This is a genomic window from Micromonospora sp. CP22 (genome assembly GCF_009712475.1).
GTDB lineage: Bacteria > Actinomycetota > Actinomycetes > Mycobacteriales > Micromonosporaceae > Micromonospora.
In genome coordinates, this window is the sequence record NZ_VCJO01000007.1 from 97,572 (window position 1) to 124,284 (window position 26,713).

The 26,713-nt window shown below is 71.9% G+C and carries 26 protein-coding genes; 7 read left to right on the top strand and 19 right to left on the bottom strand.

Going from position 1 to position 26,713, the window contains the following annotated elements:
• Nucleotides 1-20: 20 nt before the first annotated feature.
• The 6 genes from FF096_RS14520 to FF096_RS14545 all read right to left on the bottom strand — a co-directional run bounded on the left by FF096_RS14520 (nt 21) and on the right by FF096_RS14545 (nt 4,970).
• Entirely contained in the window at nt 21-905 is an 885-nt protein-coding gene (locus FF096_RS14520; RefSeq protein ID WP_230462627.1) for an RNA methyltransferase, read from the bottom strand.
• Nucleotides 906-968: 63 nt separating this feature from the next.
• Nucleotides 969-1,355 (bottom strand): VOC family protein, encoded by a 387-nt coding sequence (locus tag FF096_RS14525; protein WP_309223357.1) that lies wholly within the window; start codon nt 1,353-1,355, stop codon nt 969-971.
• Entirely contained in the window at nt 1,355-1,651 is a 297-nt protein-coding gene (locus FF096_RS14530) for a metalloregulator ArsR/SmtB family transcription factor (protein ID WP_309223310.1), read from the bottom strand. The genes FF096_RS14525 and FF096_RS14530 overlap by 1 nt, the downstream gene beginning before the upstream one ends.
• A gap of 33 nt (nt 1,652-1,684) precedes the next feature.
• Nucleotides 1,685-1,975 carry an RNA 2'-phosphotransferase gene (locus FF096_RS14535; protein ID WP_155218338.1) on the bottom strand — a complete coding sequence of 97 codons (291 nt, stop codon included), beginning with the start codon at nt 1,973-1,975 and terminating at the stop codon, nt 1,685-1,687.
• Nucleotides 1,976-2,089: 114 nt separating this feature from the next.
• Nucleotides 2,090-4,351: a tetratricopeptide repeat protein gene (locus tag FF096_RS14540; RefSeq protein ID WP_309223311.1), complete on the bottom strand. Its 2,262-nt coding sequence runs from the start codon at nt 4,349-4,351 to the stop codon at nt 2,090-2,092.
• Between the two features lie 142 nt (nt 4,352-4,493).
• Nucleotides 4,494-4,970, bottom strand: coding sequence for a hypothetical protein (locus FF096_RS14545; protein WP_155218340.1), 477 nt, complete (start codon nt 4,968-4,970; stop codon nt 4,494-4,496).
• 332 nt (nt 4,971-5,302) lie between these two features.
• On the opposite strand from FF096_RS14545, the gene FF096_RS14550 reads away from it, so the two are divergent.
• The gene (locus FF096_RS14550) at nt 5,303-7,159 is read left to right on the top strand and encodes a thiamine pyrophosphate-requiring protein (RefSeq protein ID WP_309223312.1); all 1,857 of its coding nucleotides are present in this window, start codon (nt 5,303-5,305) and stop codon (nt 7,157-7,159) included.
• A 120-nt stretch (nt 7,160-7,279) separates the two neighbouring features.
• Here FF096_RS14550 and FF096_RS14555 read toward each other — a convergent pair whose 3' ends face one another.
• From FF096_RS14555 to FF096_RS14570, 4 genes are all read right to left on the bottom strand, one after another.
• Nucleotides 7,280-9,469, bottom strand: coding sequence for a transglycosylase domain-containing protein (locus tag FF096_RS14555; RefSeq protein ID WP_155218342.1), 2,190 nt, complete (start codon nt 9,467-9,469; stop codon nt 7,280-7,282).
• A 157-nt stretch (nt 9,470-9,626) separates the two neighbouring features.
• The gene (locus FF096_RS14560; RefSeq protein ID WP_155218344.1) at nt 9,627-10,436 is read right to left on the bottom strand and encodes a hypothetical protein; all 810 of its coding nucleotides are present in this window, start codon (nt 10,434-10,436) and stop codon (nt 9,627-9,629) included.
• A gap of 220 nt (nt 10,437-10,656) precedes the next feature.
• A complete protein-coding gene (locus tag FF096_RS14565; protein ID WP_155218345.1) occupies nt 10,657-11,766 on the bottom strand; it encodes an SPFH domain-containing protein in 1,110 nt (369 codons plus the stop codon).
• Nucleotides 11,767-11,769: 3 nt separating this feature from the next.
• Nucleotides 11,770-12,243 (bottom strand): NfeD family protein, encoded by a 474-nt coding sequence (locus FF096_RS14570; RefSeq protein ID WP_309223313.1) that lies wholly within the window; start codon nt 12,241-12,243, stop codon nt 11,770-11,772.
• An 83-nt stretch (nt 12,244-12,326) separates the two neighbouring features.
• On the opposite strand from FF096_RS14570, the gene FF096_RS14575 reads away from it, so the two are divergent.
• Complete coding sequence (locus tag FF096_RS14575) at nt 12,327-13,646, top strand: serine hydrolase domain-containing protein (RefSeq protein WP_309223358.1); 1,320 nt, start codon at nt 12,327-12,329, stop codon at nt 13,644-13,646.
• A gap of 18 nt (nt 13,647-13,664) precedes the next feature.
• Here the strand turns inward: FF096_RS14575 and FF096_RS14580 are convergent, their stop codons facing one another.
• Entirely contained in the window at nt 13,665-14,948 is a 1,284-nt protein-coding gene (locus tag FF096_RS14580) for an AI-2E family transporter (protein ID WP_309223314.1), read from the bottom strand.
• Nucleotides 14,949-15,023: 75 nt separating this feature from the next.
• On the bottom strand, nt 15,024-15,836 hold the full coding sequence (locus FF096_RS14585; protein ID WP_155218352.1) for a DUF3097 domain-containing protein: 813 nt from the start codon (nt 15,834-15,836) through the stop codon (nt 15,024-15,026).
• Nucleotides 15,837-16,039: 203 nt separating this feature from the next.
• On the opposite strand from FF096_RS14585, the gene FF096_RS14590 reads away from it, so the two are divergent.
• Nucleotides 16,040-16,834 carry a hypothetical protein gene (locus tag FF096_RS14590; protein WP_155218354.1) on the top strand — a complete coding sequence of 265 codons (795 nt, stop codon included), beginning with the start codon at nt 16,040-16,042 and terminating at the stop codon, nt 16,832-16,834.
• A 194-nt stretch (nt 16,835-17,028) separates the two neighbouring features.
• Here FF096_RS14590 and FF096_RS14595 read toward each other — a convergent pair whose 3' ends face one another.
• The 4 genes from FF096_RS14595 to fabG all read right to left on the bottom strand — a co-directional run bounded on the left by FF096_RS14595 (nt 17,029) and on the right by fabG (nt 20,525).
• Nucleotides 17,029-17,808, bottom strand: a complete 780-nt coding sequence (locus tag FF096_RS14595; RefSeq protein WP_155218356.1) for an HAD-IIA family hydrolase — start codon at nt 17,806-17,808, stop codon at nt 17,029-17,031.
• A 37-nt stretch (nt 17,809-17,845) separates the two neighbouring features.
• The gene (locus FF096_RS14600; protein ID WP_155218358.1) at nt 17,846-18,877 is read right to left on the bottom strand and encodes a ferrochelatase; all 1,032 of its coding nucleotides are present in this window, start codon (nt 18,875-18,877) and stop codon (nt 17,846-17,848) included.
• Nucleotides 18,878-19,025: 148 nt separating this feature from the next.
• Entirely contained in the window at nt 19,026-19,793 is a 768-nt protein-coding gene (gene fabI, locus FF096_RS14605) for an enoyl-ACP reductase FabI (protein ID WP_155218360.1), read from the bottom strand.
• Nucleotides 19,794-19,820: 27 nt separating this feature from the next.
• A complete protein-coding gene (gene fabG / locus FF096_RS14610) occupies nt 19,821-20,525 on the bottom strand; it encodes a 3-oxoacyl-ACP reductase FabG (RefSeq protein ID WP_309223315.1) in 705 nt (234 codons plus the stop codon).
• A gap of 411 nt (nt 20,526-20,936) precedes the next feature.
• Here fabG and FF096_RS14615 point away from each other — a divergent pair, with 411 nt between their 5' ends.
• Nucleotides 20,937-21,092: a hypothetical protein gene (locus FF096_RS14615; RefSeq protein WP_155218364.1), complete on the top strand. Its 156-nt coding sequence runs from the start codon at nt 20,937-20,939 to the stop codon at nt 21,090-21,092.
• A 67-nt stretch (nt 21,093-21,159) separates the two neighbouring features.
• Here FF096_RS14615 and FF096_RS14620 read toward each other — a convergent pair whose 3' ends face one another.
• Genes FF096_RS14620 through FF096_RS14630 form a run of 3 tightly spaced genes read right to left on the bottom strand, consistent with a single transcriptional unit; the run spans nt 21,160 to nt 24,202 of the window.
• Entirely contained in the window at nt 21,160-22,110 is a 951-nt protein-coding gene (locus FF096_RS14620; protein WP_155218366.1) for a VWA domain-containing protein, read from the bottom strand.
• On the bottom strand, nt 22,107-23,117 hold the full coding sequence (locus FF096_RS14625) for a DUF58 domain-containing protein (protein WP_375335340.1): 1,011 nt from the start codon (nt 23,115-23,117) through the stop codon (nt 22,107-22,109). Before FF096_RS14625 ends, FF096_RS14620 begins: the two co-directional genes overlap by 4 nt.
• A complete protein-coding gene (locus FF096_RS14630; protein WP_309223317.1) occupies nt 23,096-24,202 on the bottom strand; it encodes a MoxR family ATPase in 1,107 nt (368 codons plus the stop codon). Before FF096_RS14630 ends, FF096_RS14625 begins: the two co-directional genes overlap by 22 nt.
• 236 nt (nt 24,203-24,438) lie before the next feature.
• Here FF096_RS14630 and FF096_RS14635 point away from each other — a divergent pair, with 236 nt between their 5' ends.
• The 3 genes from FF096_RS14635 (at nt 24,439) to FF096_RS14645 (ending at nt 26,709) form a co-directional block, all read left to right on the top strand.
• A complete protein-coding gene (locus FF096_RS14635; RefSeq protein WP_155218368.1) occupies nt 24,439-24,705 on the top strand; it encodes a hypothetical protein in 267 nt (88 codons plus the stop codon).
• Nucleotides 24,695-25,225, top strand: coding sequence for a PH domain-containing protein (locus FF096_RS14640; RefSeq protein ID WP_309223318.1), 531 nt, complete (start codon nt 24,695-24,697; stop codon nt 25,223-25,225). The genes FF096_RS14635 and FF096_RS14640 overlap by 11 nt, the downstream gene beginning before the upstream one ends.
• 206 nt (nt 25,226-25,431) lie before the next feature.
• Nucleotides 25,432-26,709 carry a PH domain-containing protein gene (locus FF096_RS14645; protein WP_155218370.1) on the top strand — a complete coding sequence of 426 codons (1,278 nt, stop codon included), beginning with the start codon at nt 25,432-25,434 and terminating at the stop codon, nt 26,707-26,709.
• Nucleotides 26,710-26,713: the final 4 nt, after the last annotated feature.

Consider the following 26,713-nt stretch of genomic DNA (forward strand, 5'->3'; position numbering starts at 1 on the left):
CGGCCTCCGCACCGACGCGCTCAGAGCGGGTCGTCGCGGCCCAGCTCCCAGCAGGCCACGGCGGTGGCGGCGGCGACGTTCAGCGAGTCGACGCCACGGCGCATCGGGATCACCACCCGTGCGTCGCTGGCCGCCATCGCCGCGCCGGTCAGCCCGGCGCCCTCGGCGCCGAGCAGCAGCGCGGCGCGGGACCGCTGGGCCGGGCCCAACCGCTGGAGGGGCACCGCGTCGGGTGCCGGCGTCATCGCCAGTACGGTGAACCCGGCGGCCCGGACGTCCGCCAGCGCCGCCGGCCACGGTTCCAGCTTCGCGTACGGCACGGCGAAGACCTCACCCATGCTGACCCGTACGCTGCGCCGGTAGAGCGGGTCGGCGCAGGTCGGTGAGAGCAGTACGGCGTCCACCCCCAGCCCCGCCACCGCCCGGAAGATCGCGCCCAGGTTCGTGTGGTTGTTGACGTCTTCGAGGATCACCACACGCCCGGCGGTGGCGAGCACCTCGGCGGCGCTCGGCAGCGGCTTGCGCCGGAACGAGGCGAGCACGCCCCGGTGCACGTGGAACCCGGTCGCCTCGCGCAGCACGTCGGGGGTGGCCGCGTACACCGGGGCCTCGCCGGTGTCGAGGTCGGCCAGTTGGTCGACCCGCTTGGCGTCGACGAGGAAGGACCGGGCCGGGTAGCCGGCCCGCAGCGCCCGCCGCAGCACCAGCTCGCCCTCGGCGATGAACAGGCCGTGCGGCGGCTCCCAGCGGGTACGCAGCTCGACGTCGGTCAGCGCCCGATAGTCGGCGATCCGCTCGTCGTCGGGCTCGGTGATCAGGTGGACGGGCACCCGCCGATTCTGCCGGACCCCGCCACGCCGGACGCCGCAGGTGCCCCGGTACGCCGACCGGCACGGAACCAGCAGGCCGACCGGCAGCGGGGCCAGCAGGTCGGCGGGCCAGCGACGCGCGGCGGGTTCGCCGGGCGGCTACTTCATGGCGGCGAGTTGGATCAGGTTGCCGCAGGTGTCGTCGAGGACGGCGGTGACCACCGGTCCCAGGTCCAACGCCTCCTGGGTGAACTGGACACCCAGTCCCTTGAGTCGCTCGACCTCGGCGTACACGTCGTCGACGGCGAACTGGGTGACCGGGATGCCGTCGGCGACCAGGGCCCTCTTGAACGGTCCCGCCGCCGGGTGACCGTCCGGTTCCAGCAGCAGTTCGACCCCGTCGGGGTCGGCCGGCGACACGACGGTGAGCCAGCGGGCGTCACCGGCGGGGATGTCGGTCTTCTTGATGAACCCCAGTTTCTCGGTGTAGAAGGCGAGCGCCTTGGCCTGGTCGTCGACGAGAACGCTGGTGAGATGGATGCGGATCATGAGCCTGGTGCCTCTCGGTCGATGTCCCACCGCTCGATGATCGAACGCAGCGGGCTGGTGTCGAGGTAGTGGAACTTGCAGCGACCCTGTCGGCGGGTGTGCACCAGGCCGGCCTGTTCGAGCACCGCGAGGTGTTGCGAGATGGCCTGGCGTGACGAGGTCAGGTTGTGCTTCATGGTGAGTCGGCCGCAGATCTCGAAGAGCGTCTGACCGTCCCTGTCGGTCAACTCGTCCAGGATCGCGCGTCGCGTCGCGTCGCCGATGGCCTTGAACAGGTCGGCGTCCGAGTCCACAGACAGAGTTATAGGCAAGTAGTGACTTGCATGTCAAGCCGACTCACCGAAGGTGATCCAGCGCGGCGGGACGTGGTCGATGAGCCAGACACCGTTGACGGCCCGGTAGAAGACGAACCCGTGCCGGTGCATGCCCGTCGCGTCCACGGTCAGCACCACCGGGTCACCCCGGCGCGCGCCGACCGTGGCGGCGGTCTCCCGGTCCACCGACAGGTGGACGTGGACACGACCGCGTGGCCGCAGCCCGTCGGCACGGATGCCAGGCAGGTTGCGGGCCACCGTGCCGTGGTAGAGCAGCGACGGCGGCACGACATCGAACGCCATGTCGTCGCCACGCTGCGCGCCGGGAGCCCGACCAGCCGCGCACCGCAGCGCTGACGCACCGGGCCGCGCGGGCGCCGCCGTGGCGGTGCCACCCGCGTGGCACCGCCACGGTGCTCAGGGCGGCGACAGCCGCGCCACCGCTTGGTGGGCGTGCTCGGCGGCCGGGTCACCGAGATCGTCCAGGAGTTGCGCGGCCCGTTGCCACGCGTCGACGGCGCGGGTGATGTCGCTCATCGCCTCCCGTACCTCACCGAGCCGCTGAAGGGTCTCGGCCTCGTGGTACCGGTCCGCGGACTCCCGGAACAGCGCGATGGCCTCCTCGTAGCACTCGGCCGCCCGATCGTGCTCGCCCAGGCGGCCGTGGGCGAAGCCCAGGCTGTCCAGCGTCGCCGCCTGGCCGTTGCGGTCACCGCTGGCACGCTGGCGGGCCAGCGCCGCCGAGCAGCTCTCGATAGCCCGTGGATAGTCGCCCGTGGCGGCGTAGAGCCAGCCGACCGCGTTCATCGCCCGAGCCTCTCCGGCGCTGTTGCCGGCCGACCGGTACAACCGCAACGCCTCCTGCACGTGCCGGAGCCCCTCCTCGGGCCGCCCCCGCATGTAGCAGACCTCGGCGTAGTTGTGCAGCGTCAGCGCCTGGCCGGTCGGGTCGTCCAGTCGCCGGTGCAGGTCCAGGGCGCGCAGCAGTCGTCTCTCGGCCACGTCGAGGTCACCGAGGCGGGTCTCCGCGCGGGACAGCAACCGGTTGGCCACAGCCTGTCCGGCCAGGTCGTCGATGCGTTCCGCCGCGGCGAGCGCGACCTGCTGGACGGCGAGCTGATCCCGCCAGAGGCCGTGCGGCGCGAAGAAGGTGGTCAACGCCCAGGCCAGCTGCCAGGCGTACGCCTCGAAGCCGGTCTCCGCGGCCTGGCGCACCGCCCGCAGCAGCACCTGACCCTCCGCCGCGAACCAGCTCAGCGCCGCGTCGTGGTTCTCCGCCGGGGACCTGACGTTCGACGGCAGCGCGGGAATCGGGTCGATCGCCGGCCACTGCGGCTGGAGCAGCAGCGCCGCCGGGTAGGAGCTGTGCAGGTAGTAGTCGAACAGCCGGCGGCGCGCCTCCCGCGACTCCTCGGCCTCCCCGGCGGTGCGGGTCAGTTCGGCCGCGTACGCGCGCAGCAGGTCGTGGAAGGCGTACCGGCCGGGCAGGTGTTCGGTGAGCAGGTGCAGCCGGGTCAGCTCCCGCAACGGCGCGGTGATGGTCGCCGGGGTCTCCCCCGCCAGCGCCGCCGCGACCTCGGCGGTCAGGTCGGGCCCGGGGTGCAACCCCAACAGCCGGAACAGCCGCGCCGCCGGTCGACTCAACGCCAGGTAGGACCAGGAGAAGACGGCGCGGACGTCGCCGTCGGCCAACGCGTCCAGCATCGCCTCGTCGGGGCGCAGGCTGGCGGCGAAGGCGTCGAGCGGGAAGCTGGGATGCAGCGCCATCCGTGCCGCCACGATCGACAGCGCCAGCGGCAGCCGCCCCGTCGAGTCGATGATGTCCGCCGTGGCGGCCGGTTCGGCGGCCAGCCGACAGGCACCGAGCCGACTGGCGAGCAGACTCATCGACTCGTCGCTGGTGAGCACGTTGAGCCGGATCGGGTGCGCTCCCTCCGCGGCGATCAGCCCGGACAGCTCGTCCCGGCTGGTCACCACGACCATGCAACCGCCGGCACCGGGCAGCAGCGGTCGCACCTGCGCCGAGTCGCGCGCGTTGTCGAGCACCAGCAGCATCCGACGACCGGCCAGGAGGCTGCGGTGCAGCCCGATGCGGGCCTCCAGACCGGCCGGTATCCCGGCGGCCGGCACGCCGAGCGCCTCCAGGAAGCCCCGGAGGGCGTCGCTGGGATCGACGACGTCGGCCTCGTCGTAGCCGCGGAGGTTGACGTAGAGCTGGCCCTCGGGAAACCAGCCGGACGCCCGGTGCGCCCAGTGCAGGGCGAGGGCGGTCTTACCGACCCCGGCCATGCCGGAGATGGTGAAGATCGCGACCGTCGGCTGTGTCGACGCCTCCGTCGGCCGTCCGGCGTCGAGGGTCGCCAGCTCGGCGCAGCGGCCGACGAAGCCGGGCGCGGCCAGCGGCAGTTGCTGGGGCCGCTCTCCCTCCGGCCCGGCCAGGTCGGGGTCGGCGGCGTGGATGAAGTGGACCCGGTCGGCGGCGGACAGGTTGAACGCCTCGGCGAGCAACCGGACCGTCGACTTGCGCGGCCGGGCCACGCGTCCGTTCTCCACGTCCCGGATGCTGCGTACGGCGAGGCCGGTGGCGGCCGCGACGTCCTCCTGGGTCAACCCGAGCCGCCGCCGGTGGGCGGTCACCATCTGACTAAACCGGGCCATACCCATCCACTCATGGCCCACCGGGTCTGAGTAGACCGGCCAGCCCCTCGACGGGAAAAGGATGTCCGGTGATGTTTTCTACTGGATGGAGATCCCCTTGTCGAGCGGAGGCCCGACGGCCGGGACTGCGGTCGGCCGGGCCAGTGGCGGTGGGTGTCCCGGTCTACTCCATAAAGTCGTAGATGTACTCACCGAATTCGGCGTGGTACCGATCCTGGGTCTGCTGCCAAGCGTTCGACAGATTCGTACGGTCGACCGGCCCACCCGTACCGACATAGGGAAGGTGGTGCAGGTAGTAGCCGAAAATCCGGTCACAGTGGGCGAAGTACGCGTACGTGTCGAGGATGTGGCCGTGCCAGAACTCGTCGATGTCGATGTGCGGCGGCAGCAGCTCCCCTTCGTACCTGCGTCGCAGGTACAGCCAGTTCTTGTAGAGCCGTTCGTAGTAGTCCGCCCGGGCCGGGCTCCACGCACCGCCCAGCATGTCGCGTCCCTGGGTGAGTCGGTGCTTGAGCGGTCCGAAGTCGATGGCGTCGATGTAGCGCCGCACCTCGGCGAGGTCGGTGATCCGGTTGGTCGAGGTGTTGGGGGGAACGTCCCAGCGGAGTTCCTCAGCGGGCCTGACGACGGTTTCGGTCATATCGCGTCCAATCTCGCTCGGTCGACTGGAGTTCGCGGTGGTGGTCCGGGCGGGATCGCCGCCCGGACCACCGGGTTCACGTCAGGCGGCCTGATCGCCGCGCATCACCCCGCTGCGGGAGGGTCCCGTTGACAAAATCGTCACCCGCAGCACTTGCCCAGAACGCTATTTCCACGCTGAAGGGTCATCCAGGAGATTGACCGGCAGTTGACCGGCAGGAAGCTGCCGCCGGCACCGTGCGCGGCGCGTTTCGCCGGGTGGAGACGGGGAATGTCGCGGCACTCTCGTCCGAGAGCGGTGTTTGAGGAGGCCCGGCCGGAAAGGCGATCCAGGTGAGCACAGAGCACATCGGCACCTTCGTGCCGGAGGACCCGTGGCCGCTGCCCCGTGACGCCACCGTCGCGGACCACATGGTGCAACGTCTCGCCTGCTGGGGCGTACGCCGCTACTTCGGCTTCCCCGGCGACGGCATCAACGGGATGACCTCGGCCTTGCAACGCACCGCCGAGAAGGTGCAGTTCGTCCAGGTACGCCACGAGGAGACCGCCGGGTTCGCCGCCTCGGCACACGTCAAGTACGGCGGCGGACCACTCGGCGCGGTGCTGGTCACCAGCGGCCCGGGTGCCATCCACGCGCTCAACGGTCTCTACGACGCGAAGCTGGATCACCAACCGGTGGTCGCCCTGGTCGGGCACACCGCGCTCACCGCCGAGGGCGGCGGCTACTACCAGGAGGTGGACCTGCTCGCCCTCTACAAGGACGTGGCGGCGGCGTTCCTGGCCCAGCTCGACCACCCGTCCCAGGTACGCCACCTGGTGGATCGGGCGTGCCGGACCGCGTTGGCCCGGCGTACCGTCACCGCCCTGGTGTTGCCGCTCGACGTGCAGGACCTGCCGGCGGTGCCCAACCCGCCGCACGCGCACGGCTTCTTCCACACCAGCAGCGTGCCGAGCAGCGGCCCGACGGTGCCGCCGGAGGCGGACATCCGGCACGCCGCCGAGGTGCTCGGCAGCGGCGAGCGGGTGGCCATGCTGGTCGGGCAGGGTGCGCTCGGCGCGGAGAACGAGGTACACGAGATCGCCCACCGCCTCGGCGCGGGCGTGGCGACCGCACTGCTCGGCTTCACCGCCGTGGACCACCGGGAGCCGTGGGTGACCGGTGCCATCGGTCTGCTCGGCACCCGCCCCAGCTGGCAGCTGATGAACGAGTGCGACCGGCTGCTCATCGTCGGCAGCAACATGCCGTACTCGGAGTTCTACCCGCCGCCCGGGCAGGCGCGGGCGGTGCAGATCGACCACGACGGCACCCAACTGGGACTGCGCTACCCGACCGAGGTGAACCTGACCGGTGACGCCGCGCCCACCCTGCGGGCGCTGCTGGCCGCGCTCGGCCCCGGCCCGGGACCGACCCGGTGGCGACAGACCATCGCCGGGGCCACCGCCGCGTGGCGGCAGTCGCAGCGGGAACTGGCCGAGCAGAACGCCGACCCGGTCAACCCGCAGCTGCTCTTCGCCCGCCTCAGCGACCGCCTGCCCGACGACGTGATGCTCGCCGTCGACTGCGGCACCACCACCGCCTGGTACGCCCGGCACCTCAAGGTCCGCCCGGGGATGCTGGCCAGTCTGTCCGGCACCCTGCTGTCCATGGGCGGCGCGATGCCGTACGCCCTGGCGGCCAAGTTCGCCCACCCGCAGCGCCCGCTGGTGGCCCTGATCGGCGACGGTGCGATGCAGATGAACGGGGTCAACGAGCTGATCACCGTGGCGAAGTACTGGCAGAGCTGGGCCGACCCACGGTTCGTGGTGCTGGTGCTCAACAACCGCGATCTGGCGTTCGTCAGCTGGGAGCAACGCTCCACCGAGGGCACCCCGATGTTCCCGGACAGCCAGCAGTTGCCCGACATCGCGTACCACCGGTGGGGTGAGGTGCTGGGGATGCGCGGCGAGCTGGTCGACCACCCGGACCAGGTGGCCGACGTGTGGGACCGGGCGCTGAACGCCGACCGCCCCACGGTGATCAACGCGCTGGTCGACCCCGCCGAGCTGATGATGCCGCCACACTTCACCGCCGAGCAGGCCCGCAAGACGGCCGCCGCCGTGCTGCGCGGTGACACCGACTGGGCCGGCATCATCCGCCGCGGCATTCCCACCGTCATGACCACCTACCGCCCCCGCCCCTCCTCCCGCTGACCGCCGCCCACCATCCCTTCGTGTTGATCAAGAAGTTTTGGTCGGCTGAGGCCCCATTCATGACCAAAACTTCTTGATCAACGGTGCGCAGGGTTGGGTGGGGGGGTTGGGGGGTGGGGGTTAGCGGCGGTTTTGGAGCCAGGGGAGGAAGTCGGAGAGGGGGTTGTCGGGGGCCCGGCGGGGCGGGGTGCGAGGGTCGGGTTCGACGGGGCGGCGCGGGGTGCCGACCACCTCCCGGCTGGGCGGGGTGAACGCCTGCTCCGGCTGACCGTCGACCGCCGTGGCGATGATCCGGGCGACCGCGTCGATCACCCGGGCCTGCACGGCGGCGCCGACCGAGTCGGTGGGGTCGTCCGGATTGGCCGCGATACCGGCGACCGCCACCTGCGGGGTGTACCCGACGAAGCTCTCCGTGGCGGCCCGGTCCGAGCTACCGGTCTTGCCGGCCACCGGGCGCCCGTCGAGGATCCGGTTCACGGCGGTGGCGGTACCGCCGTTGCACTGCCCGAAGGCGGACTGCTGCCCCACCGGGCAGCGGGCCGCGTCGGTGGCGGCGCGGGCCACGTCGGCGTCGAGCACCCGTCGGCAGGACGGGTCACCGAGGGCCAGCCGCTGGCCGTCCGGCCCGGTCACCGACACCACCGGCAGCGGCGCGCAGTACGTCCCCTCCGCCGCCACGGTCGCGTACGCGTTGGCCAGGTCGAGCGGGGTGGTGGCGGCCACGCCCAGGGTGAACGCACCCCAGTCGGCCGCGTTGTCGGCGGCGAAGCGGGCGTCGGCCTCGGCGCGGAAGGTGATGCCCAGCCGCTGCGCCATCTCGACCACCTTCTCCGGCCCCACCTGCTCGGCCAGCCACACGAAGTAGGTGTTCACCGAGCGGCCGAAGCCGTCCCACATCATCCGGTAGCCGTCCATCCACTCCGGGTTGGCGTTGGCCGGGCACCAGCGGCCACCGCAGCTGCTCTCCCCCTCGGCCGCGTATCGGGTGGGCAGCCGACTGGGCGCGTGGAAGCCGGTGGACAGGGTACGACCGGACTCCAGCGCGGCGAGCATGGTGAACAGCTTGAACGTGGAACCGGCCTGGTAGCCGGCCACCCCGGCACCGCCGGAGATCAACGGGTTGACGGTGTTCGGGTAGTTCGCCTGCCCGTCGGGGTTGGCGTCGAGGCTGTAGTGGCGGTTGACCGCCATCGCGAGGACCCGACCGGTGCCGGGCTCCACGGCGGCGATCGGCACCGCGCGCGGGTTGTCGTACCCGTAGATGCCGATCGCCTGGCGCTGCGCGGTGGCCTGGAGCTGCGGGTCCAGCGTCGTCACCACGTGGTAGCCGCCGCGTCGCAGCGCCTGCTCCCGCTCCTGCACGGTGTCACCGAACTCCGGCTGGGCGACCCACCAGCGACGCAGGTAATCGCAGAAGAAGCCCCATCCGTCGCGTCCACCGGCGGTGGCGGCGCAGCCGTTGGGCTGCTCACTCGGCTTCAGGGTCAGCTTCTCGGCGCGGGCCTCGGCGGCCTGCTCGGCGGTGATCGCCCCGGTGGCGACCATCGAGTCCAGCACGTACGCCCGACGGGCCAGCGCCGCGTCGGCGTCACCGTCGAGCGGGCTGTACGCCTCCGGCGACTGCACCAGTCCGGCCAGCAGGGCCGCCTCGGCGAGGGTCAGGTCGGCCGGCGCCTTGGAGAAGTAGCGCTGGCTCGCGGCGGCGACCCCGTACGCCCCGGAGCCGAAGTAGGCGATGTTGAGGTAGCGGCTGAGGATCTCGTCCTTGCCGAGCCGCTGCTCCAACGCGTTGGCGTACCGGATCTCCTGGATCTTGCGCCCGATGGTCGGTTCGGTGGCCGCCGCCCGCTCCTCCGCCGTACGGCTCGGGTCGGTCTTCAGCACGTTGCGCACGTACTGCATGGTCAGCGTCGAGCCGCCCTGCCCGGTGCCCTCGGTGACGTTGCTGACCAGGGCGCGCGCCATGCCGCGCAGGTCGACCCCGCCGTGGTCGTAGAAGCGGCGGTCCTCGGCCGCCACGATCGCCTGACGCATCACCGGCGCGATCTCCGCCAGCGCCACGTCGGTGCGGTTGACGTCGTAGAACGTGGTGATCAACGTCTTGCCGTCGTTGGCGTAGAGGAACGACCGCTGCGGGGTGACCGGGGTCCGCAGCGCGTCCGGCAGCGCGGCGTAGTTCCCGAGCGCCGCCTGCGCGGCGAACCCGAGCAGCAGGTTTCCCGGCAGTGCGGCGACCGCCAGGACCAGGCCGGCGAGTACGCCGGCCAGTACGACGGTGAACAGCCGCGACAGCGGCGTAGGGGTGGCCATGGTCACCAGGATTGCCGCGAAAGCCGCGTTCCGGCCACCACATTTGGCCATTTGTCAGGCAATTCACCGCTAGTTGCCAGCCACCTGCGCCCTCGTCGGCCTGACCACCGGATTGTCATTCGGACAGCCGACGCAGCCGGTCGCAGAGCCGACATGGTCAGGCCGCTCCCAGCGGCCCCGCGCCGCCCGGCCCCATCGGCGCGCTCGGACCGGCGGTCGCCACGCTGGCGCTGGTGGCGTCCCGGAGGATCTCCCGGGGCAGCAGGCGGCCCGAGCGGTAGCAGATGCCGATACCGGAGATCAGCACGAAGATCGCGCCGAAGGTCTGCAATGATCCGATCAACGCACCGCCGAGGCCGAGCAGCGGACTGGCGATCATCAGCATCACCCCGTCGCCGATGCTGAACATCCCCGAGCGGGCCACCGCCCACCCGGTGAGCAGCCAGCCGGCGCTGTAGCAGGTGGCGCCGACCAGCACCAGCGACCGGGCGGTGGTGCCGAAGACCGGGGTCTGCTCGGACAGCCCGGCGAAGGGCAGCATGAGCACCGTGCCGGCGATGCTGACCAGCAGGCCGGACACCGCAGCGTGCCGACTGCGGGTGGCGGCGAGCAGCCCGGTCAGCCCGAGCAGGGCCAGCAGGCCGAGCCAGACCGCGGCCACCCAGCCGATCAGGTACAACGCCCGCCCGTCGGCGGGATACGGGTCGTTGCCCACCCCGCCGTCGCTGGCCATCGCCACCGCGCCGTAGAGGATCGCGTACGCCGGCAGCAGCCAGACCGCAGCACGGGCCAGCCGCCGCAGCGACCAGGCCCAACTGGCGTTGGTGGCGGGTCCGGGCGGCGGCGGTTCGTCGACGAAGGGGAGCACGCCGAATCCCCCACCGGTACGCCGGGTGCCGATCGGGCCCTTCGGGTCGTGGGCTCCGGGCACCTCCGGCGTGGACCACAACCGCCGCACCGGCTCCATGCGTCACCTCGCTCATCCACGAGCGGCGCCGGGACCCGCCGAGGCGCCCCGATGCCTGGTCACCACCCGTACTAGGACTGATGGTGGCAGGCACCGGAGCGCCTCGTGAGTCATTCTCGCGTTTGTCCGGATCCACCCGCTCGACCGAAGCCGACCGGACGGAGCAGGGCAGCGCAAATCGAACGGGGCGGGCCGGGTCAGGACGGCCCGCCCCGCGATCTCAGCCGCGCTCGCGCTGGTCCGGTGCGTTGTCGAGCAGGCTCGCCGGGGAGACCGGCTCCGGCGCGGGCAGCCCCTGCGGGCCCTTACCGCCGGTGGCCTGCGCCTCGGCGACGCGTACCTCGTCGTGGATCTCCTGGGCCGCGAGCGCGGCGGCCTGCGCGGCCTCTGCGGCCTCCCGCTCCACGGCGCTGGCGTCGTCGGAGGCCTCCTTGGTCGGCGCGTCGCCGACCATCTGGCTCAGCCCACCGAGAGCGCCACCCATGCCCTCCAGCGCCTTGGTCAGCTCGGCCGGCACGATCCACACCTTGTTGGCCGTGCCGTTGGCGATCTGCGGCAGGGCCTGGAGGTACTGGTACGCGAGCACCTTCTGGCTCGGGTTGGCCTGGTGGATGGCGTCGAACACGGTCCGGATCGCCTTCGCCTGACCCTCGGCCTGGAGGATGCGGGCCTGCCGGTCACCGTCGGCGCGCAGCACCGCCGCCTGCTTCTCACCCTCGGCCGAGAGGATCTGCGACTGCTTGTGCCCCTCGGCGTTGAGGATCGCCGCCCGGCGGTCCCGCTCGGCGCGCATCTGCTTCTCCATCGAGTCGCGGATGCTCGGCGGCGGCTCGATCGCCTTGATCTCCACCCGGGTCACCTTGATGCCCCAGCGGCCGGTGGTCTCGTCGAGCACTCCGGAGAGGTGACGGTTGATCTCCTCGCGGCTGGTCAGCGCCCGCTCCAGGTCCAGCGAGCCGATCACGTTACGCAGCGTCGTGACGGTCAGCTGCTCGATCGCCTGGAGGAAGTTGGAGATCTCGTAGGTGGCCCGGACCGAGTCGACCACCTTGAAGTAGAGGACGGTGTCGATCGACACGACCAGGTTGTCAGAGGTGATCACCGGCTGCGGCGGGAAGCTGACCACCTGCTCGCGCATGTCGACCTTGGTACGCACCGCGTCGATGAAGGGCACGAGGATGTTCAGGCCAGGATTCAACGTGCGCTTGTACCGGCCGAGCCGCTCAACCACGTCCTGCCGCTGCTGCGGCACGATCCGCACCGACTTGGCCAGGGTGACCACCGCGATCAGCGCCACCGCTATCAATAGGGCGGGAACTACGAGTTCCATCGTTCACCTTTCACCTTCGGGTAGCTCACCGGGAGTAGTGACGTCCCGCCAGACCAGGGCTACCGCTCCCTTGACCTGGATAACCTGCACCCGTTCGCCGGGTGCCAAAACCTGAGTGGCGTCGTAGGCGCGAGCAGTCCACACCTCGCCGTCGATCTTCACCATGCCCTGATCGGCGTCCACCTGCTCCAGAACCAGGGCGGTCGAGCCCTCGATCGCCTCGATCCCGAAGGTGGTGTTGTCCTCACTGTCGGAGCTGGTCTGCCGGTGTCGTTGTACCACCGGCCGCGCGGCGAAGACGGTCAGCGCGGAGACGACCGCGAAGACCACCGCCTGCACGGCCACCGGTGCGCCGAGCGCGGCGGCACCCGCGGCGGCGAACGCGCCGACCGCGAACATGATCAGAAACAGGGTCGCCGTGAAGACCTCAGCGACCGCCAGCACCACACCCAGAACGATCCACAGCACGGCATCCACGTAACGATCGTGACATGTCCGTGCACGTGTCATCGAACTGTCATGATCTCAGAGCGATCATCGCCGACACCGAGGGAGACTTCGTGCCGCTGAGTCCCGAAACGGCCCGACAGGTCGACGCCATGGTGACCGACGCGCAGTCCGCCGGCCACGTCCCGTCGCTGATCATCGGCGTGGTCCGTGACGGTGCGCTGGTGCACCTGTCCACCGCCGGCACGCAGCCGTGCCCCGACGCCGACCTGCAGTACCGCATCGGCTCGATCACCAAGACGATGACCGCCGTGCTGGTCATGCGGGAACGCGACGCCGGCCGGCTGACCCTGGACGACCCGCTGCGCAAGCACCTGCCGGAGATCGGCGCGGCCGGCGCGGTCACCCTGCGGCAACTACTCGGGCACGCCGGTGGGCTGCAACGCGAACCCGACGGTCCGTGGTGGGAACGCAGCGAGGGCGTCGACCTGGACACCCTGCTGGCCGGGTTCACCGCCGCGAAGATCGCGCACCCGCCGCACCGCGTCTGGCACTACTCCAACCTGGCGTACGGGCTGCTCGGCGGGGCGCTGGAACGGATCACCGGTACGCCCTGGGCGCAGCTGGTGCGGGAGCGCATCCTCGATCCGCTCGACCTGCGCCGCACCACGTACGCGGCGACCGAGCCGTTCGCCCGGGGCTACGTGGTGCACCCGTGGTACGACACGCTGCGGGAGGAGCCGCGTACCGACACCCGGTCGATGGCACCGGCCGGTCAGCTCTGGTCCACCGTCACGGACCTCGCCCGCTGGGCGGCCTTCCTCGCCGAACCGGACCCGGCGGTGCTCGACCCCGCCACCCTCGACGAGATGTGTGTACCGGTGATCCTCAGCGACGTGGACTCCTGGCGCGGCGGGTACGGCCTCGGCATCCAGCTCACCCGCGAGGGCGACCGGGTCCACGTCGGGCACGGCGGTTCGATGCCCGGCTACCTCGCCACGGTGGCGGTGCACCGCCCCAGCCGCACCGGCGTCGTCGGCTTCGCCAACGCCTACGGCTTCCGCACCGGGGGGATCGGGCCACTCGGCCACCGGATCCTCACCCAGGTGCTCGACGCCGAGCCGGTGCCGGCCCGGCCGTGGTCACCGGCCGGGACGCCGCCCCCGGCCGACCTGGCCGAGCTGACCGGCCGCTGGTGGTGGATGGGTATCCCGCTCGACGTCAGCTGGGACGCGGCGACCGGCGAGCTGGTCGGCGCCCTGCGCGGCGACCGGATCAGCCGCTACGCCCCGGACGGCCTCGACCGCTGGCGCGGTGTCGGCGGCGTCGAGAACGGCGAGGTGCTGGCCGTGCGGCGTGACGAGACCGGCAGCCCGGTCGCCCTCGACATCGCCACCTTCGTATTCACCCGCACCCCCGACGACGAACCCTGACCGGCCCGCCCTGACCCGTCAGGGCGGGGTGGACCGGACCACCACGGCCTCCGGCACCGGTGGCGGTGGTGGTGACGACGGCCGCTGCCGGGCCAGGCGGCGCACCGCGGTGTTGATCACCGCGATCAACGGTACGGCGACCAGCGCACCGACGATGCCCTCCAGGACCACTCCGGCGGTCACCGCCAGCACCACCGGCAACGGGTGCAGCGCCACCGCCCGACCCATGATCCACGGTTGCAGGACGTTGCCCTCCACCTGCTGCACCACGACCACGGCCCCGAGGATGATCAACGCGGTGACCCAGCCGCCGTCGACGAGGGCCACCAGGACCGCGACCGCGCCGGACAGCGTGGCACCGACGATCGGAATGAACGCGCCGAGGAAGACCAACGCCGTCAGCGGGAAGGCGAACGGCACGTCGAACAGCACGAGCGCGATGCCGATGCCCACCGCGTCGATGAACGCCACCAGCACCGTGGCACGTACGTAGGCGACCAGGGTCTGCCAGGAGGCGCGCCCGGCGTCGTCGACCCGCCAGCGCGCGGCGACCGGGAACAGCCCGACCAGGAAGCGCCACAGCCGGTCCCCGTCCCGCAGGAAGAAGAAGGTGGCGAACAGCACCAGCAGCGCGCCGGTGAACACCTCGACCACGGTGCCGGCCGTCGATATCGCGTTGCTGGTCAACGCCTGCGAGTTCTCGTTGATCCAGTTCTGTCCAGCCTCGATGTACCGGTCGAGTTGCCCGTCGGAGAGATTCAGCGGGCCGTCGCGCAGCCAGTCCTGGATCTGCCCGATGCCGGCCGCGGCGCTGGAACTCAGCTCGGGCAGGCCCGCGATGAACTCGTTGACCACCAGGGTCAACGTGCCGACCACCGCGGCCAACCCGCCGATGAGCACCACGGCGGTGGCCAGCGTACGCGGGAAGCGGGCCCGCAACAGCCAACCGACGGCCGGCGCCAACAGGGCGGCGAGCAGCAACGCCACCAGCAACGGGACGATGACGACCCGGACCGCGCCGAAGACCCGCAGCAACGCCCAGCCGAGAAGCCCGATGACGATGATCCGCCACGACCAGGCGGCGGCGATCCGCAGGCCCCTCGGCACGTCCGCGTCGTCGCGGCTCGTGGTGGACACGGCCGGTTCGCCCGTCGGCGACACCGGTTCCAGGATCGGCCGATCGCGTTCGGCGGCCTCCTCGGCGCGCCGCGCGCTCTCCCGCTCCCGAGCCGTACGCACCGACTCGCGTCCCTTCGCGTACGCCTGACGCAACCGCTGCCGCAGTTGCCCGAACCGGCTCACGTGTGCACCCCCGGGGTGGTAGGGATCAGGTCGTTCACGGTAACGGTCGCCGACCATGTCGGCCGCGCGAGTGGGTCAGTCCGGCTCGGTCACGAAGTCGATCAGCCGTTCCATCGCGTTGATCAATGGCGTCTCCACGTCGGCGAAGCTGTTGACCCGGGACAGGATGTGCCGCCACATGTCGGCCGGCTCGGCCACACCGAGCGCGGCGCAGACGCCCTCCTTCCACGGCTGCCCGGGGGGCACCACCGGCCACTCCGCGATGCCCACCGCAGCGGGCCGCACCGACTGCCACACGTCGATGTAGGGGTGACCGGTGACCAGGACATGCGGCGAGTTGACCTGGGCCACGATGCGGCTCTCCTTGGAGCCCGGTACGAGGTGGTCGACCAGCACGCCGAGCCGGCGACCCGGCCCAGGGCCGAAGTCGCGTACCTCGGCGGCGAGGGCGTCGATGCCGGACAGCGGCTCCACCACCACACCCTCGATGCGCAGGTCGTCGCCCCAGATCCGCTCGACGAGGGCGGCGTCGTGCACACCCTCGACCCAGATCCGGCTGGCCCGCGCCACCCGCGCGCGGACCCCGTCGACCGCGATCGAGCCCGACGCGGTACGCCGCCGGGCCGCCGGCACCGACGGCCGAGTGGGCCGACGCAGGGTGACCGGACGGCCGTCGAGCAGGAACGCCGCCGGTAGCAGTGGGAAGTTGCGCCGTCGGCCGTGCCGGTCCTCCAGCACCACGGCGCCGGACTCGAAGCCGACGACCGCCCCGCAGAAACCCGACTCGGCGTCCTCGACCACGAGGTCGATCTCGGCGTCGACCTCCGGGGTCACCGTCCGCCGCCGCCAGTTGCCCGCCAACACGTCCTCGCCGTACCGCCGCCCCATCCCGTCACGCTAATCCCCCTCCCCGACACCCCCCAACCGCGACACACCCCGCCCTCCCTCCCAGTCGCGATCATGCGGTTGTGGTATGTCACAAACGGCGTGAACATCGACGTACCGCCCAGACCACTGCCTGATCGGCGCGGCGGGGAGGTGGGGGCGCGGCAGTCGAGACAGGGGCGGTGGTCACCACGTACTCTTTCCGCATGTCCACCCCCGCTGCGGGTGCGGCCATCCTCGCGCCGCGCCGGTCGAGCCGGTTCGTTGCCTGGGTGCGCGCGTGGCGCGCCGGGCTGGTGCCCTTCGACGAGGTCGCCGAGGCGGTCGCCGGCACCGAGGAGCACCTGGTCGCCGACGCGCCCGGCACCTGGACGGACGTGCCGCTGCGGGAAGCGCTCCCCGCCCTGGCCAAACTCTCACCGGACGAGATCCGTCTGGTGCTGCCGGCACCGGGCGACCCGCGCGGCCTGCCCGGCCCGGGTGACTTCGCCGGTGCCGCGCTGCTCGCCGGTGAGGCCGTGATCGCCGGTCCACTGGGGCTGATCCCCGAGGTACGCGTACACACCTCCGGCTCCGGCGACACCTTCGAGACGGTGCTGTGGCGGGTCCACCCGCTGCCGGCCGACGCTCCCGCCGCCTGCCGTACCCTGCCCGGGGCCGCCGAGGCGGAGGCGGAGCTGGCCGCCGCGTTGGCCGACACCACCGCCGCGCTCACCCGGCTCGACGTGGCCCAGTGGCGGCCGGAGCTGGCCGGTGCGCTGGAGGCGTTGCGTCGCCCGGACGGCACCACCGATCTGCCCCCCGGCTTCGACCCCCGGTCGCGTCGGCTGTTCGCCCGCGCCGCCGTGCTCGACCGGGTCCTCGCCCTGGCCGGGCACGCCGCGCCCGGAGGCGCGATCAACAACTACGAGGCCCAGCAGCGCGACGCCGCCCTGCGCCCGCTCACCGCCGCCTGCCGCCAGGCGCTCGTCGCCGCCTGCAACGCACCCCTGCGCCCCTGACATCCCGCCACGCCCTCGACCCGCCACGCCCTCGACCCGCCACGCCCTCGGCCCGCCACGCCCTCGACCCGCCACGGCGCGGCGGCGCTGCCGGGTGGCCGTCGACCGCGCTGCGGGGTCGCGGCGGCGGCGCTGCGGGGTCGCGGCGGCGGCGCTGCGGGGTCGCGGCGGCGGCGCTGCGGGGTCGCGGCGGCTCAGATCTCGTCGATCAGGTCGGCGACGGAGTTGACGATCCGGGAGGGCCGGTACGGGTAGCGTTCCGCCTCCACACGGGAGCTGATCCCGGTCAGCACCAGGATGGTCTCCAGCCCGGCCTCCAGACCGCAGAGGATGTCGGTGTCCATCCGGTCCCCGATCATCGCGGTGCTCTCCGAGTGCGCGTTGATGGTGTTCAGCGCCGAGCGCATCATCATCGGATTGGGCTTGCCGACGAAGTACGGCTCCACCCCGGTCGCCTTGGAGATCATCGCGGCCACCGAGCCGGCGGCCGGCAGGGCACCCTCCACCGAGGGGCCGGTGGCATCGGGGTTGGTGCAGATGAACCGGGCCCCGTCGTTGATCAGCCGGACCGCCTTGGTGATCGCCTCGAAGCTGTAGGTGCGGGTCTCCCCCAACACCACGTAGTCGGGAGCGAAGTCGCTGAGCACGTAGCCCACCGCGTGCAGCGCGGTGGTCAGCCCGGCCTCCCCGATGACGTACGCCGTGCCACCCGGCCGCTGGTCGGCCAGGAACTGGGCGGTGGCCAGGGCGGACGACCAGATCGCCTGCTCCGGCACGTCGAGGCCCATCCGGGCCAACCGGGCCTGGAGGTCACGCGGCGTGTAGATGGAGTTGTTGGTCAGCACCAGGAAGGGCTTGCCGGAGGTGCGCAGCCGCTTGATGAACTCCGGCGCGCCCGGCACCGGCTGGCCCTCGTGCACCAGGACCCCGTCCATGTCGGTGAGCCAACTCTCGACGGGCTTACGGTCCTTCATGATCATCCCCAGGGTGTGGTCGGGTCCGCCGCAACGGTCAGGAGGGGCGACGGGGCGGGACGCAGCAGACCGTGGGACAGGTGTCCCACATCGGTAGCTGGCCCAGACGACGGCGCAGCCGCGCCCCGTCCGGCTCGATGCGCTCCCGCACCAACTCCCGCACCATCGTCACGTAGCGGGGGTCGACGCCGGGGGTGGCGGCACGGACGAAGTCGATGCCGAGCCGTTTGGCCGTCTCCGACGCCTCGGTGTCCAGGTCCCACACCACCTCCAGGTGGTCGGAGACGAACCCGATCGGGCTGACCACCACGCCGGTCACGCCCTGCTCGGCGAGCGCCGCCAGGTGGTCGTTGATGTCCGGCTCCAACCACGGCACGTGGGGCGGGCCGGACCGGCTCTGCCAGACCAGGTCGTACGCCAGGTCCGGAGCCGCCGCCGCGTGCACCAGCCGGGCCGTCTCGGCGAGCTGGGCGGTGTACCGGCCACCGTGCGGGCCGGCGCTGTCGGCCGCCGAGATCGGCACCGAGTGCGCGGTGAAGACGAGCCGGGTGCTGTCCCGCCGGGCCGGGTCGAGCTGGGTCAACGCGGCACGCACCGCGTCGACGTGCGGCTCGACGAAGCCGGGATGATCCCAGAACTGGCGCAGCTTATCGATCACCGGCGCGTCCGGGCCGACCGCCGCCCGGGCGGCGGTGATGTCCTCCTGGTACTGCCGGCACGAGGAGTACCCGCCGAAGGCGCTGGTGACGAAGGCCAACGCCGACCGCACGCCGTCGTCACGCATCCGGGCCACCGTGTCGGCGAGCATCGGCTCCCAGTTCCGGTTGCCCCAGTACACCGGCAGGTCGAGCCCGTTGGCGGCGAAGTCGGCGCGGAGGGCCGCCAGCAGTTCCCGGCACTGCTGGTTGATCGGGGAGACTCCGCCGAAGTGCTGGTAGTGCTCGGCGACCTCGGCCAGCCGCTCCGGCGGGACTCCCCGTCCCCGGGTCACGTTCTGCAGGAACGGCATCACGTCGTCGGGCCCCTCCGGGCCGCCGAAGGACACCAGCACCACCGCGTCGTACGCCATGGGCCCATTGTCGCCGGTGACCGGCGCCACCTCCGCAACGCCCCCCGTTCCGGCCACTACCGGCGCTCCGGCGGCTACCAGCGTTCCGGCGGTTAGTAAGGGGCCCCTGCTATACCGCAGGCGTTAACAGGGGGCCCTTCCTTACCCGCTAGGCGCCGATGGCGTGGTAGCCGCCGTCGACGTGCACGATCTCGCCGGTGGTCGCCGGGAACCAGTCCGACAGCAGGGCGAGACAGGCCCGCGCCGCCGGTTCCTGGTCGGTCAGGTCCCACCCGAGCGGGGCACGTCCGGCCCAGGCGTCCTCGAACTGCTCGAAGCCGGGGATGGACTTCGCGGCCATGGTCCGCAGCGGCCCGGCGGCCACCAGGTTGCTGCGGATACCCTGCTTGCCCAGGTGCAGCGCGAGGTAGCGGGAGGCCGACTCCAGCCCGGCCTTGGCCACGCCCATCCAGTCGTACACCGGCCATGCCTGGGTGGCGTCGAAGGTCAGGCCGACCACCGAGCCGCCCGGCGACATCAACGGCAGCGCCGCGACGGCCAGGGACTTGTAGGAGTACGTCGAGACGTGCAGCGCCGTCGCCACGTCCTCCCAGGAGGCGTCGAGGAACCCGCCACCGAGGCAGCTCTGCGGGGCGAACCCGATCGAGTGCACCACCCCGTCGAGACCGTCGACGTGCTCGCGGACCTTGTCGGCCAGCCCGGCGAGGTGCTCGGGGTTGGTCACGTCCAGCTCGATCACGGGTGCCGGCTCGGGCAGCCGCTTGGCGATCCGCTCCACCAGTGACAGTCGGCCGTAGCCGGTGAGCACGACCTGGGCACCGTTCTCCTGGGCCAGCTTGGCCACCGAGAAGGCGATCGAGGCGTCGGTGATGACGCCGGTGACGAGCAGCCGCTTACCGGCCAGCAGTCCGGACATTTATGCTCATTCCTCCGTGCTCGATATTCAGTGGCCCATACCCAGGCCGCCGTCGACCGGGATGACCGCGCCGGAGACGTACCCGGCGCTGTCGCCCGCCAGCCAGGTGACCACCGCAGCCACCTCGTCCGGAGCGGCCATCCGGCCCGCCGGGATCGAGTTGAGGATCTCGGTCTTGCGCTGGTCGGACAGCCCGGCGGTCATGTCGGTCTCGATGAAGCCCGGGGCGACGACGTTGGCGGTGATGTTCCGGCTGCCCAGCTCCCGGGTGATCGAACGGGCCACCCCGACCAGGCCGGCCTTGCTGGCCGCGTAGTTGACCTGACCCGCGCCGCCGGAGAGGCCGACCACCGAGGAGACGAAGATCATGCGGCCCCACCGGGCCCGCAGCATCCGGCCGGTGGCCCGCTTGGCGCAGCGGTACGCGCCGGTCAGGTTGGTGTCCAGCACCCGGGTGAACTGCTCCTCCGACATCCGCAGCAGCAGCGTGTCGTCGGTGATGCCCGCGTTGGCGACCAGCACCTCCACCGGCCCCAGTTCCGCCTCGACCGCGGTGAAGGCCGCATCCACCGACTCGGCGTCGGTGATGTCGCAGCGCACGCCGAACAGTCCGTCCGGTGCCCCACTGCCCCGGTGGGTGATCGCCACCCGGTCACCCTGCTTGGCGAAAGCCTGAGCGATGGCCAGCCCGATCCCCCGGTTGCCCCCGGTTACCAGCACAGTTCGCGACACAGTACGTCCCCTCCCCAATGATCGCTGCGGGTTGGAGACTAGGCGTTACCGAGCGGTAACCACTAACCACCGCAGGTCATCTCGCGTGCCGACCAGTCCACGGCACACCCGCGCCCACCACCGCCGCCCGGACGATCGACCGAGTGCGTCGAGCGCGCACCTCGGGTGTACGATGATCCGCGTTCGCGGGCCGCTCGGCGGCCCGTGCCGCCCGGAACCCGACCTCAGGAGGTGATCGCTGTGCCAGATAGCGATCCTCCCAGTCGTGGCCGGGCCGACCGCCAGCCACGCTGAGCCCCACTCCGCCTGAGCTGGCCCGCTCCCGCGCGTATCCGTTCCACCGCCCGGCAATCGCTTCCCGGCGGACGATCGCACGGATACCTCCGGACAGCAGCCCGGCCACGACTTCGCGTGCGCGTCCTGATCCACCCCTTTCGCGGTCCGCCGCCCGGACCGCCGAGCCGCCACGTCGGAGCTGTCATGAGCCGCTACGTCGCCCCGCTGGGCTTCACCCTCGCCGCCGTCTGGGTGGCCGTCCTGTTCGTCCTGGCCAGCGGAAACCACTGAGCCGGCACCGCCCCACGCCGTCGACGTGGGGCGGTCGCGTCGACCGGTCGGCAGCTCGCCGACTCGGTCAGATCATGCGGGAGGACCAGAGCAGGCTGAACGCACCCGCGCAGAGAGCCAGCAGCAGGGCGATGCCCGCGTACCACTGGGTGATCTCCCTCGGCTCGGTACGGAACCCGATCGAGCTGCCCATGTCCTGGTACACCTGCTTCAGCTCGTTGACCGTCGCCGCCTCGTAGAAGAAGCCTTCGGTGGTCTCGGCCAGCTCGGCCAACGCGAACCGGTCCACCGGCACCCGCTGCAACTGACCGCCGATGTCGACGTGACCCGCGTCGGTGCCGAAGGCGATGGTGGAGACCGGCACGTTCGCCGCCTGCGCGGCGGCAGCCGCCTCCTCCACCGAGCGTCCGGCCGTGCGGAAGCCGTCGGAGAGCAGCACGATCCGGGCCGGCGGGATACCGGCCGCCCCGTCGGCCGGCACCGTCCGGATCGCCTCCAGGCAGGTGAAGACCGCCTCGCCGGTCGCCGTCGCCTCGGCCAGCACCAGCCCGTCGATGGCACTGGTCACCGCGGGACGGTCCTTGGTCGGCGGCACCAGCACGTTGGCCGACTTGGCGAAGGAGACCAGCCCCACGTTGTACGTCTCCGGCAGCTCGGCGACGAACTGTTTGGCCGCCTCCTGGGCGGCCTCCAGCCGGTTCGGCGGAACGTCGTCGGCCTGCATCGACAGCGACACGTCGATGGCCAGCATGATGGTGGCCCGCTCCAGCGGCTCCCGGGTGTCCACCGCCGGTCGGGCCAGCGCCCCGGCCAGCACCAGCAGGGCCAGCAGGAACGCGGTGGCCGGCAGGTGCCGACGCCAGCCGAGCCCTTTCGGCGCCACGGTACGCAGCAGGTCCACGTTGGTGAACCGCAGCGCGTAGTCCCGTCGGCGCAGCTGCCGCCAGACGTACAGTGCGGCGAGGGCGAGCACCGGCAGCACGGCCAGCAGCCACCACGGTTGCAGCAAGCGAATCATCGTGTCGTCCCCCGGGTGCGGGCGTGCCGCGCAGCGGCCACGAAGCGCACCATGTCCAGCAGCCAGTCTCGGTCGGTACGCAGTCGCAGGTGGGCGGCGCCGGCCGCCCGCAACGCCGCGGAGATCTCCGCACGTTGGGCGGCGGCCGCCGCCGCGTAACGGTGCCGCAGGCGCGGATCGGCGGTCTGCACCTCGTGCAGTTCGCCGGTCTCCGGGTCGATCACCGGAAGCACGCCGACGTCGGGCAGCTCCAGCTCTCGCGGATCGACCACCTCGATCGCCAGCACGTCGTGTCGTACCCGCAGCTTGCGCAGCGGGCGCGCCCACTGGGCGGGCGGGGCGAGGAAGTCGGAGATCACCACGGCGACGCCCCGCCGCCGAGGTGGACGGTTGAGCATGTCCACCAGCGCGCCGAGGTCTCCCCGGCCCGGCCGGCTCTCGGTGCCGGCGATGGCCCGCAGCATCCCCTGGGCCTCCTTGCGCCCGGAGCGGGCCGGCAACCGGACCAGGCGACCCGGTCCCGCCGGTACGGCGGGTCGACCCCGCCGAGGCGCCGGGGTGTCCGCTCCGCTGCCCACGACGGCTCCGATGCGGTTGCCGCCCCGCACGGTCAGGTGCGTGATCGCGGCAGCCGCCGCGATCACCACGTCCCGCTTGAGCCACCGGCCGGTGCCGAAGTCCAGGCTCGCCGAGAGGTCCACCGCCAGCCAGGTCTCCAACTCGCGGTCGGCCACCGTACGCCGCACGTGCGCGGTGGTGGTGCGGGCGGTCACCGGCCAGTCCATCCGGCGTACGTCGTCGCCGGGACGGTACTCGCGCGACTCGCCGGCCTCGCTGCCCGGTCCGGGCAACAGGCCCGCGTAGTCACCCTGTAGAAGCCCGTCGAGCTTGCGGGTCACCATCAGTTGCAGCCGGGACAGCACGGCACCGGAACGGTTGGCGACCGCCAGGTGGTCCGGCTCGCCGGGTCGAGGGGTGGTCGATGTCACGGCCGCTGCCCGGGCCACCCCGAGGTAGGAGCCACCGCCCCGGCGGGCGGGGTGGCCTGCTGCCGGGGTGCCACCGACGGCAGCGGGATGGTCGACATCACCCGGTGCACCACGTGGTCGGCGGGGACGTCGTCGGCGAGCGCGTCGTAGCTGAGCACCAGCCGGTGCCGCAGGATGTCCGGCGCGATGTCCTGCACGTCCTGCGGCAGGGCGTAGTCCCGCCCGCGCAGCAGGGCCAGCGCCCGGGTGGCCCGCACCAGCCCGAGCGAGGCCCGGGGGCTGGCACCGTACTGGATCAGTTGCGCCACGTCGGGCATGCCGTGTTCCGCCGGCGCACGCGTGGCCAGCACCAGCCGGACCGCGTAGTCGACCAGGGCGTTGTGCACGAAGACCTGGTCGGCCTTGTGTTGCAGGGCGACCAGGTCGTCGGTGTCGAACACGGCGACGGGCTCGGGCGGGGCCACCCCCATCCGGTAGACGATCTCCCGCTCCTCGGCATCGGTCGGATACCCCACGACGATCTTCATGAGGAAGCGGTCCCGCTGCGCCTCCGGCAGCGGATAGACCCCTTCCTGCTCGATCGGGTTCTGCGTCGCCATCACCAGGAACGGGTTCGGCACCCGGTGGCTCTCGCCGCCGATCGACACCTGCCGCTCGCTCATCACCTCCAGCAACGCCGACTGCACCTTGGCCGGGGCCCGGTTGATCTCGTCGGCGAGCAGGAAGTTGACGAAGACCGGCCCCAGCTCGACGTCGAACTTCTCACTGGACTGCCGGTAGATCCTGGTGCCCATGATGTCGGCCGGCACCAGGTCCGGGGTGAACTGCACCCGGGCGAACGACCCGCCGACCACCTTGGCGAGCGTCTCCACGGCGAGGGTCTTGGCCACTCCCGGTACGCCCTCCAGCAGACAGTGCCCACGGGCGAGCAGCGCGACGAACATTCGCTCGACCATCCGGTCCTGCCCGACGATCACCCGCTTGATCTCGAACAGCGCCCGCTCCAGCAGGGTGGCGTCCTGCGCCGGGGTGGTCGGCGGCGCGGACGCCTGCGGTTGTGCCCCGTTCGGCGGCGGGGCGTCGGGCGTGGTCGGCTGGGCCACTGGTCCTCCACAGCGTGATCGGTCGTCGCGGCGTGTGCGGTAACAAGCCTCGCATGCCCGCCTGAGTACCGACGGAGGGAGCGACCGATTTTCGCCCCACCGTTCCGACACGGAGGAATCGCCGATCACCAGTGGACAAAAGCCACCCCGGCGTGTGTACCATTCTTCCGTCGCCGGGCGGCTTCCCCCGTGGCCGCCCGGCGCTCACTCTTCCCCGCCGACCTAGACTGAGCGGGATGACCCACCCCGACATCCCCACCGAGGCACTGCCCTGTTCGGCGCGTGGGTGTCAGGCCCGCGCCCGCTGGGCGCTGCGCTGGAACAATCCTCGGCTGCACCCGCCCGAGCGGCGCAAGACCTGGCTCGCCTGCGAGGCGCACCGGTCGTCGCTCGGTGACTTCCTCGACGCACGAGGCTTTCTGCGTGAGGTCGCCCCGCTGCCGGGATCGCCTACGCTCGAAGAGTGGACGCGTACAACGAAAAGTCAGCCCGGTGAGCGATGACGCGGCTCCGGCCCCGAACTCGGCCGGGCCGATCAGCCCGCTCGAACCGTGGCCGGACACCGTCCAGTGGCAGTCGATCTCGACCGACCTGATCTGGGTGGAGTTGCTGCGGCTGGCGATCGGGGTCGCCTTCGTCTCGGCCGTGCTCGGGGTCAGTTGGGTGCTGACCGACTCCTGGACGGTCCCCGCGGCGCTCGGCGCGGTCGGGCTGTTCGCGCTCTGGCGCGCGGTGACCATCGTTCGGGCGGTACGCGCCTGGGGCTACGCCGAACGTGAGGACGATCTGCTGGTCCGGCACGGCCTGCTGGTGCGTCGGCTCTCCATCGTCCCGTACTCGCGGATGCAGTTCGTCGACGTCAGCGCCGGCCCGCTGGAGCGGGCGTTCGACCTGGCGACCGTGCAGTTGCACACCGCCGCCGCGGCCAGCGACGCCCGGGTGCCGGGGCTGCGTCCCGCCGAGGCGTCCCGGCTGCGGGACCGCCTGACCGCACTCGGCGAGGACCGGGCGGAAGGACTGTGAGCGGGTCGGCCGGTCCGGATCCGGACCGGGCTCCAGCCACCACCGACGATCGGGATCAGGTCGGGGCCGCTCACGACCCACCGGACGCGGGTCAGCCGTCCGACGACACCGCGTCGGCCGGGCCTGCACCGGCCGGATCGGGGCCTCCGCCCGTCGGATCGGCCGGGCCGACGCAGGAGCAGCCGGCCCGGCAACGGCTCCATCCGTTGAGCCCTGCGTTGCACGGTGCCAAGTCGCTGGCCGTGGTCATCGCCGGGCTCTCCTGGTCGACCCTGTCCCGGGTCGGGTTCGGCTGGTTCGTCGCGATGGTGATCGTGCTCGCGCTCGGCGCGAGCGTGCTGGCCGTGATCAGCTGGTACAACACCGGCTACCAGGTGGTCGGGCGGGAGTTGCGCATCCACGAGGGGTTGCTCTGGCGGCGTACCCGAGCGATTCCGCTGGAACGACTCCAGGCCGTCGAGGTGGTCCGGCCGTTGCTCGCGCAGCTCACCGGGCTGGCGGAGCTACGGCTGGAGGTGGTCGGCGGCGGTAAGACCGAGGCGCCGCTGGCGTACCTCGGTGTCGCCGAGGCGGCCGTGTTGCGGCAGCGCCTGCTGGCTTTGGCGGGTCACCCCTCGACCGCGGTGGCGACGGGCGGGTCGCAGCCGGCCGGCACCGAGCCGGCACCGCCGTCCGGCCGGCCGCTGCACGCGGTGCGCAACCGGGACCTGCTGATCAGTCAGTTGCTGACCCCGCAGGCGTTCCTGCTGCCCTTCGGGGTGGCCTTCGTGGCGGCGCAGTTCCTGTCGGAGGGCTCCTGGTCCTTCATCGCGGTGGCCAGCACGCTCACCGCGATGGCCGGTGTCCTGCTGCAACCCATCCGCCGGGTCCTCGACGACTGGCGGTTCCAACTGGCCCGTGACGAGGACCGGCTGCGGATCCGCAACGGTCTGCTGGAGACCAGGTCGCAGACGGTCCCGTTGCACCGGGTGCAGACCGTACGGGTGGCCTGGCCGCTGCTGTGGCGGATGAAGGGCTGGCTCCGGCTCCGCCTGGAGGTGGCCGGTTACGCCGCCGGTGAGGCCGACGAGCGCGACCGGCCGGACCGGCTGCTGCCCGTCGGCGACCAACCGACCGGCGAGATGATCGTCGCCGAGGTGCTGCCGGGGGTGGCGCTGTCGTCGTTGCCGCTGCGGCCACCGCCGCCCCGGGCCCGCTGGGTCAACCCGTTGAGCCGCCACGTCCTCGGCGCCGGTCTGACCGAGCAGGTCTTCGCGGTCCGCTCCGGCCTGCTCACCCGCCGACTGACGATCGTGCCGTACGCCCGGTTGCAGAGCGTACGGGTGGTGCAGGGCCCGGTGCAGCGACTGCTCGGGTTGGCCACCGTGTACGCCGACACCGCCGGTGGGGCGGGTGCCGCGGCGGTGGACCGGGACCTCGCCGACGCCTGGGCGTTGGCGGCGGAGCTGACCGCGCGAGGCCGCGACGCCCGCCGCGTCGGCTGACCGG

What these genes read in the sequence shown, in the direction of transcription:
- FF096_RS14535 (WP_155218338.1), bottom strand. Translation starts at nt 1,975, where the DNA reads ATGGCGTTCGATGTCGTGCCGCCGTCGCTGCTCTACCACGGCACGGTG.
- FF096_RS14545 (WP_155218340.1), bottom strand. Translation starts at nt 4,970, where the DNA reads ATGACCGAAACCGTCGTCAGGCCCGCTGAGGAACTCCGCTGGGACGTT.
- FF096_RS14555 (WP_155218342.1), bottom strand. Translation starts at nt 9,469, where the DNA reads ATGGCCACCCCTACGCCGCTGTCGCGGCTGTTCACCGTCGTACTGGCC.
- FF096_RS14560 (WP_155218344.1), bottom strand. Translation starts at nt 10,436, where the DNA reads ATGGAGCCGGTGCGGCGGTTGTGGTCCACGCCGGAGGTGCCCGGAGCC.
- FF096_RS14565 (WP_155218345.1), bottom strand. Translation starts at nt 11,766, where the DNA reads ATGGAACTCGTAGTTCCCGCCCTATTGATAGCGGTGGCGCTGATCGCG.
- FF096_RS14585 (WP_155218352.1), bottom strand. Translation starts at nt 15,836, where the DNA reads ATGGGGCGGCGGTACGGCGAGGACGTGTTGGCGGGCAACTGGCGGCGG.
- FF096_RS14590 (WP_155218354.1), top strand. Translation starts at nt 16,040, where the DNA reads ATGTCCACCCCCGCTGCGGGTGCGGCCATCCTCGCGCCGCGCCGGTCG.
- FF096_RS14595 (WP_155218356.1), bottom strand. Translation starts at nt 17,808, where the DNA reads ATGAAGGACCGTAAGCCCGTCGAGAGTTGGCTCACCGACATGGACGGG.
- FF096_RS14600 (WP_155218358.1), bottom strand. Translation starts at nt 18,877, where the DNA reads ATGGCGTACGACGCGGTGGTGCTGGTGTCCTTCGGCGGCCCGGAGGGG.
- fabI (WP_155218360.1), bottom strand. Translation starts at nt 19,793, where the DNA reads ATGTCCGGACTGCTGGCCGGTAAGCGGCTGCTCGTCACCGGCGTCATC.
- FF096_RS14620 (WP_155218366.1), bottom strand. Translation starts at nt 22,110, where the DNA reads ATGATTCGCTTGCTGCAACCGTGGTGGCTGCTGGCCGTGCTGCCGGTG.
- FF096_RS14635 (WP_155218368.1), top strand. Translation starts at nt 24,439, where the DNA reads ATGACCCACCCCGACATCCCCACCGAGGCACTGCCCTGTTCGGCGCGT.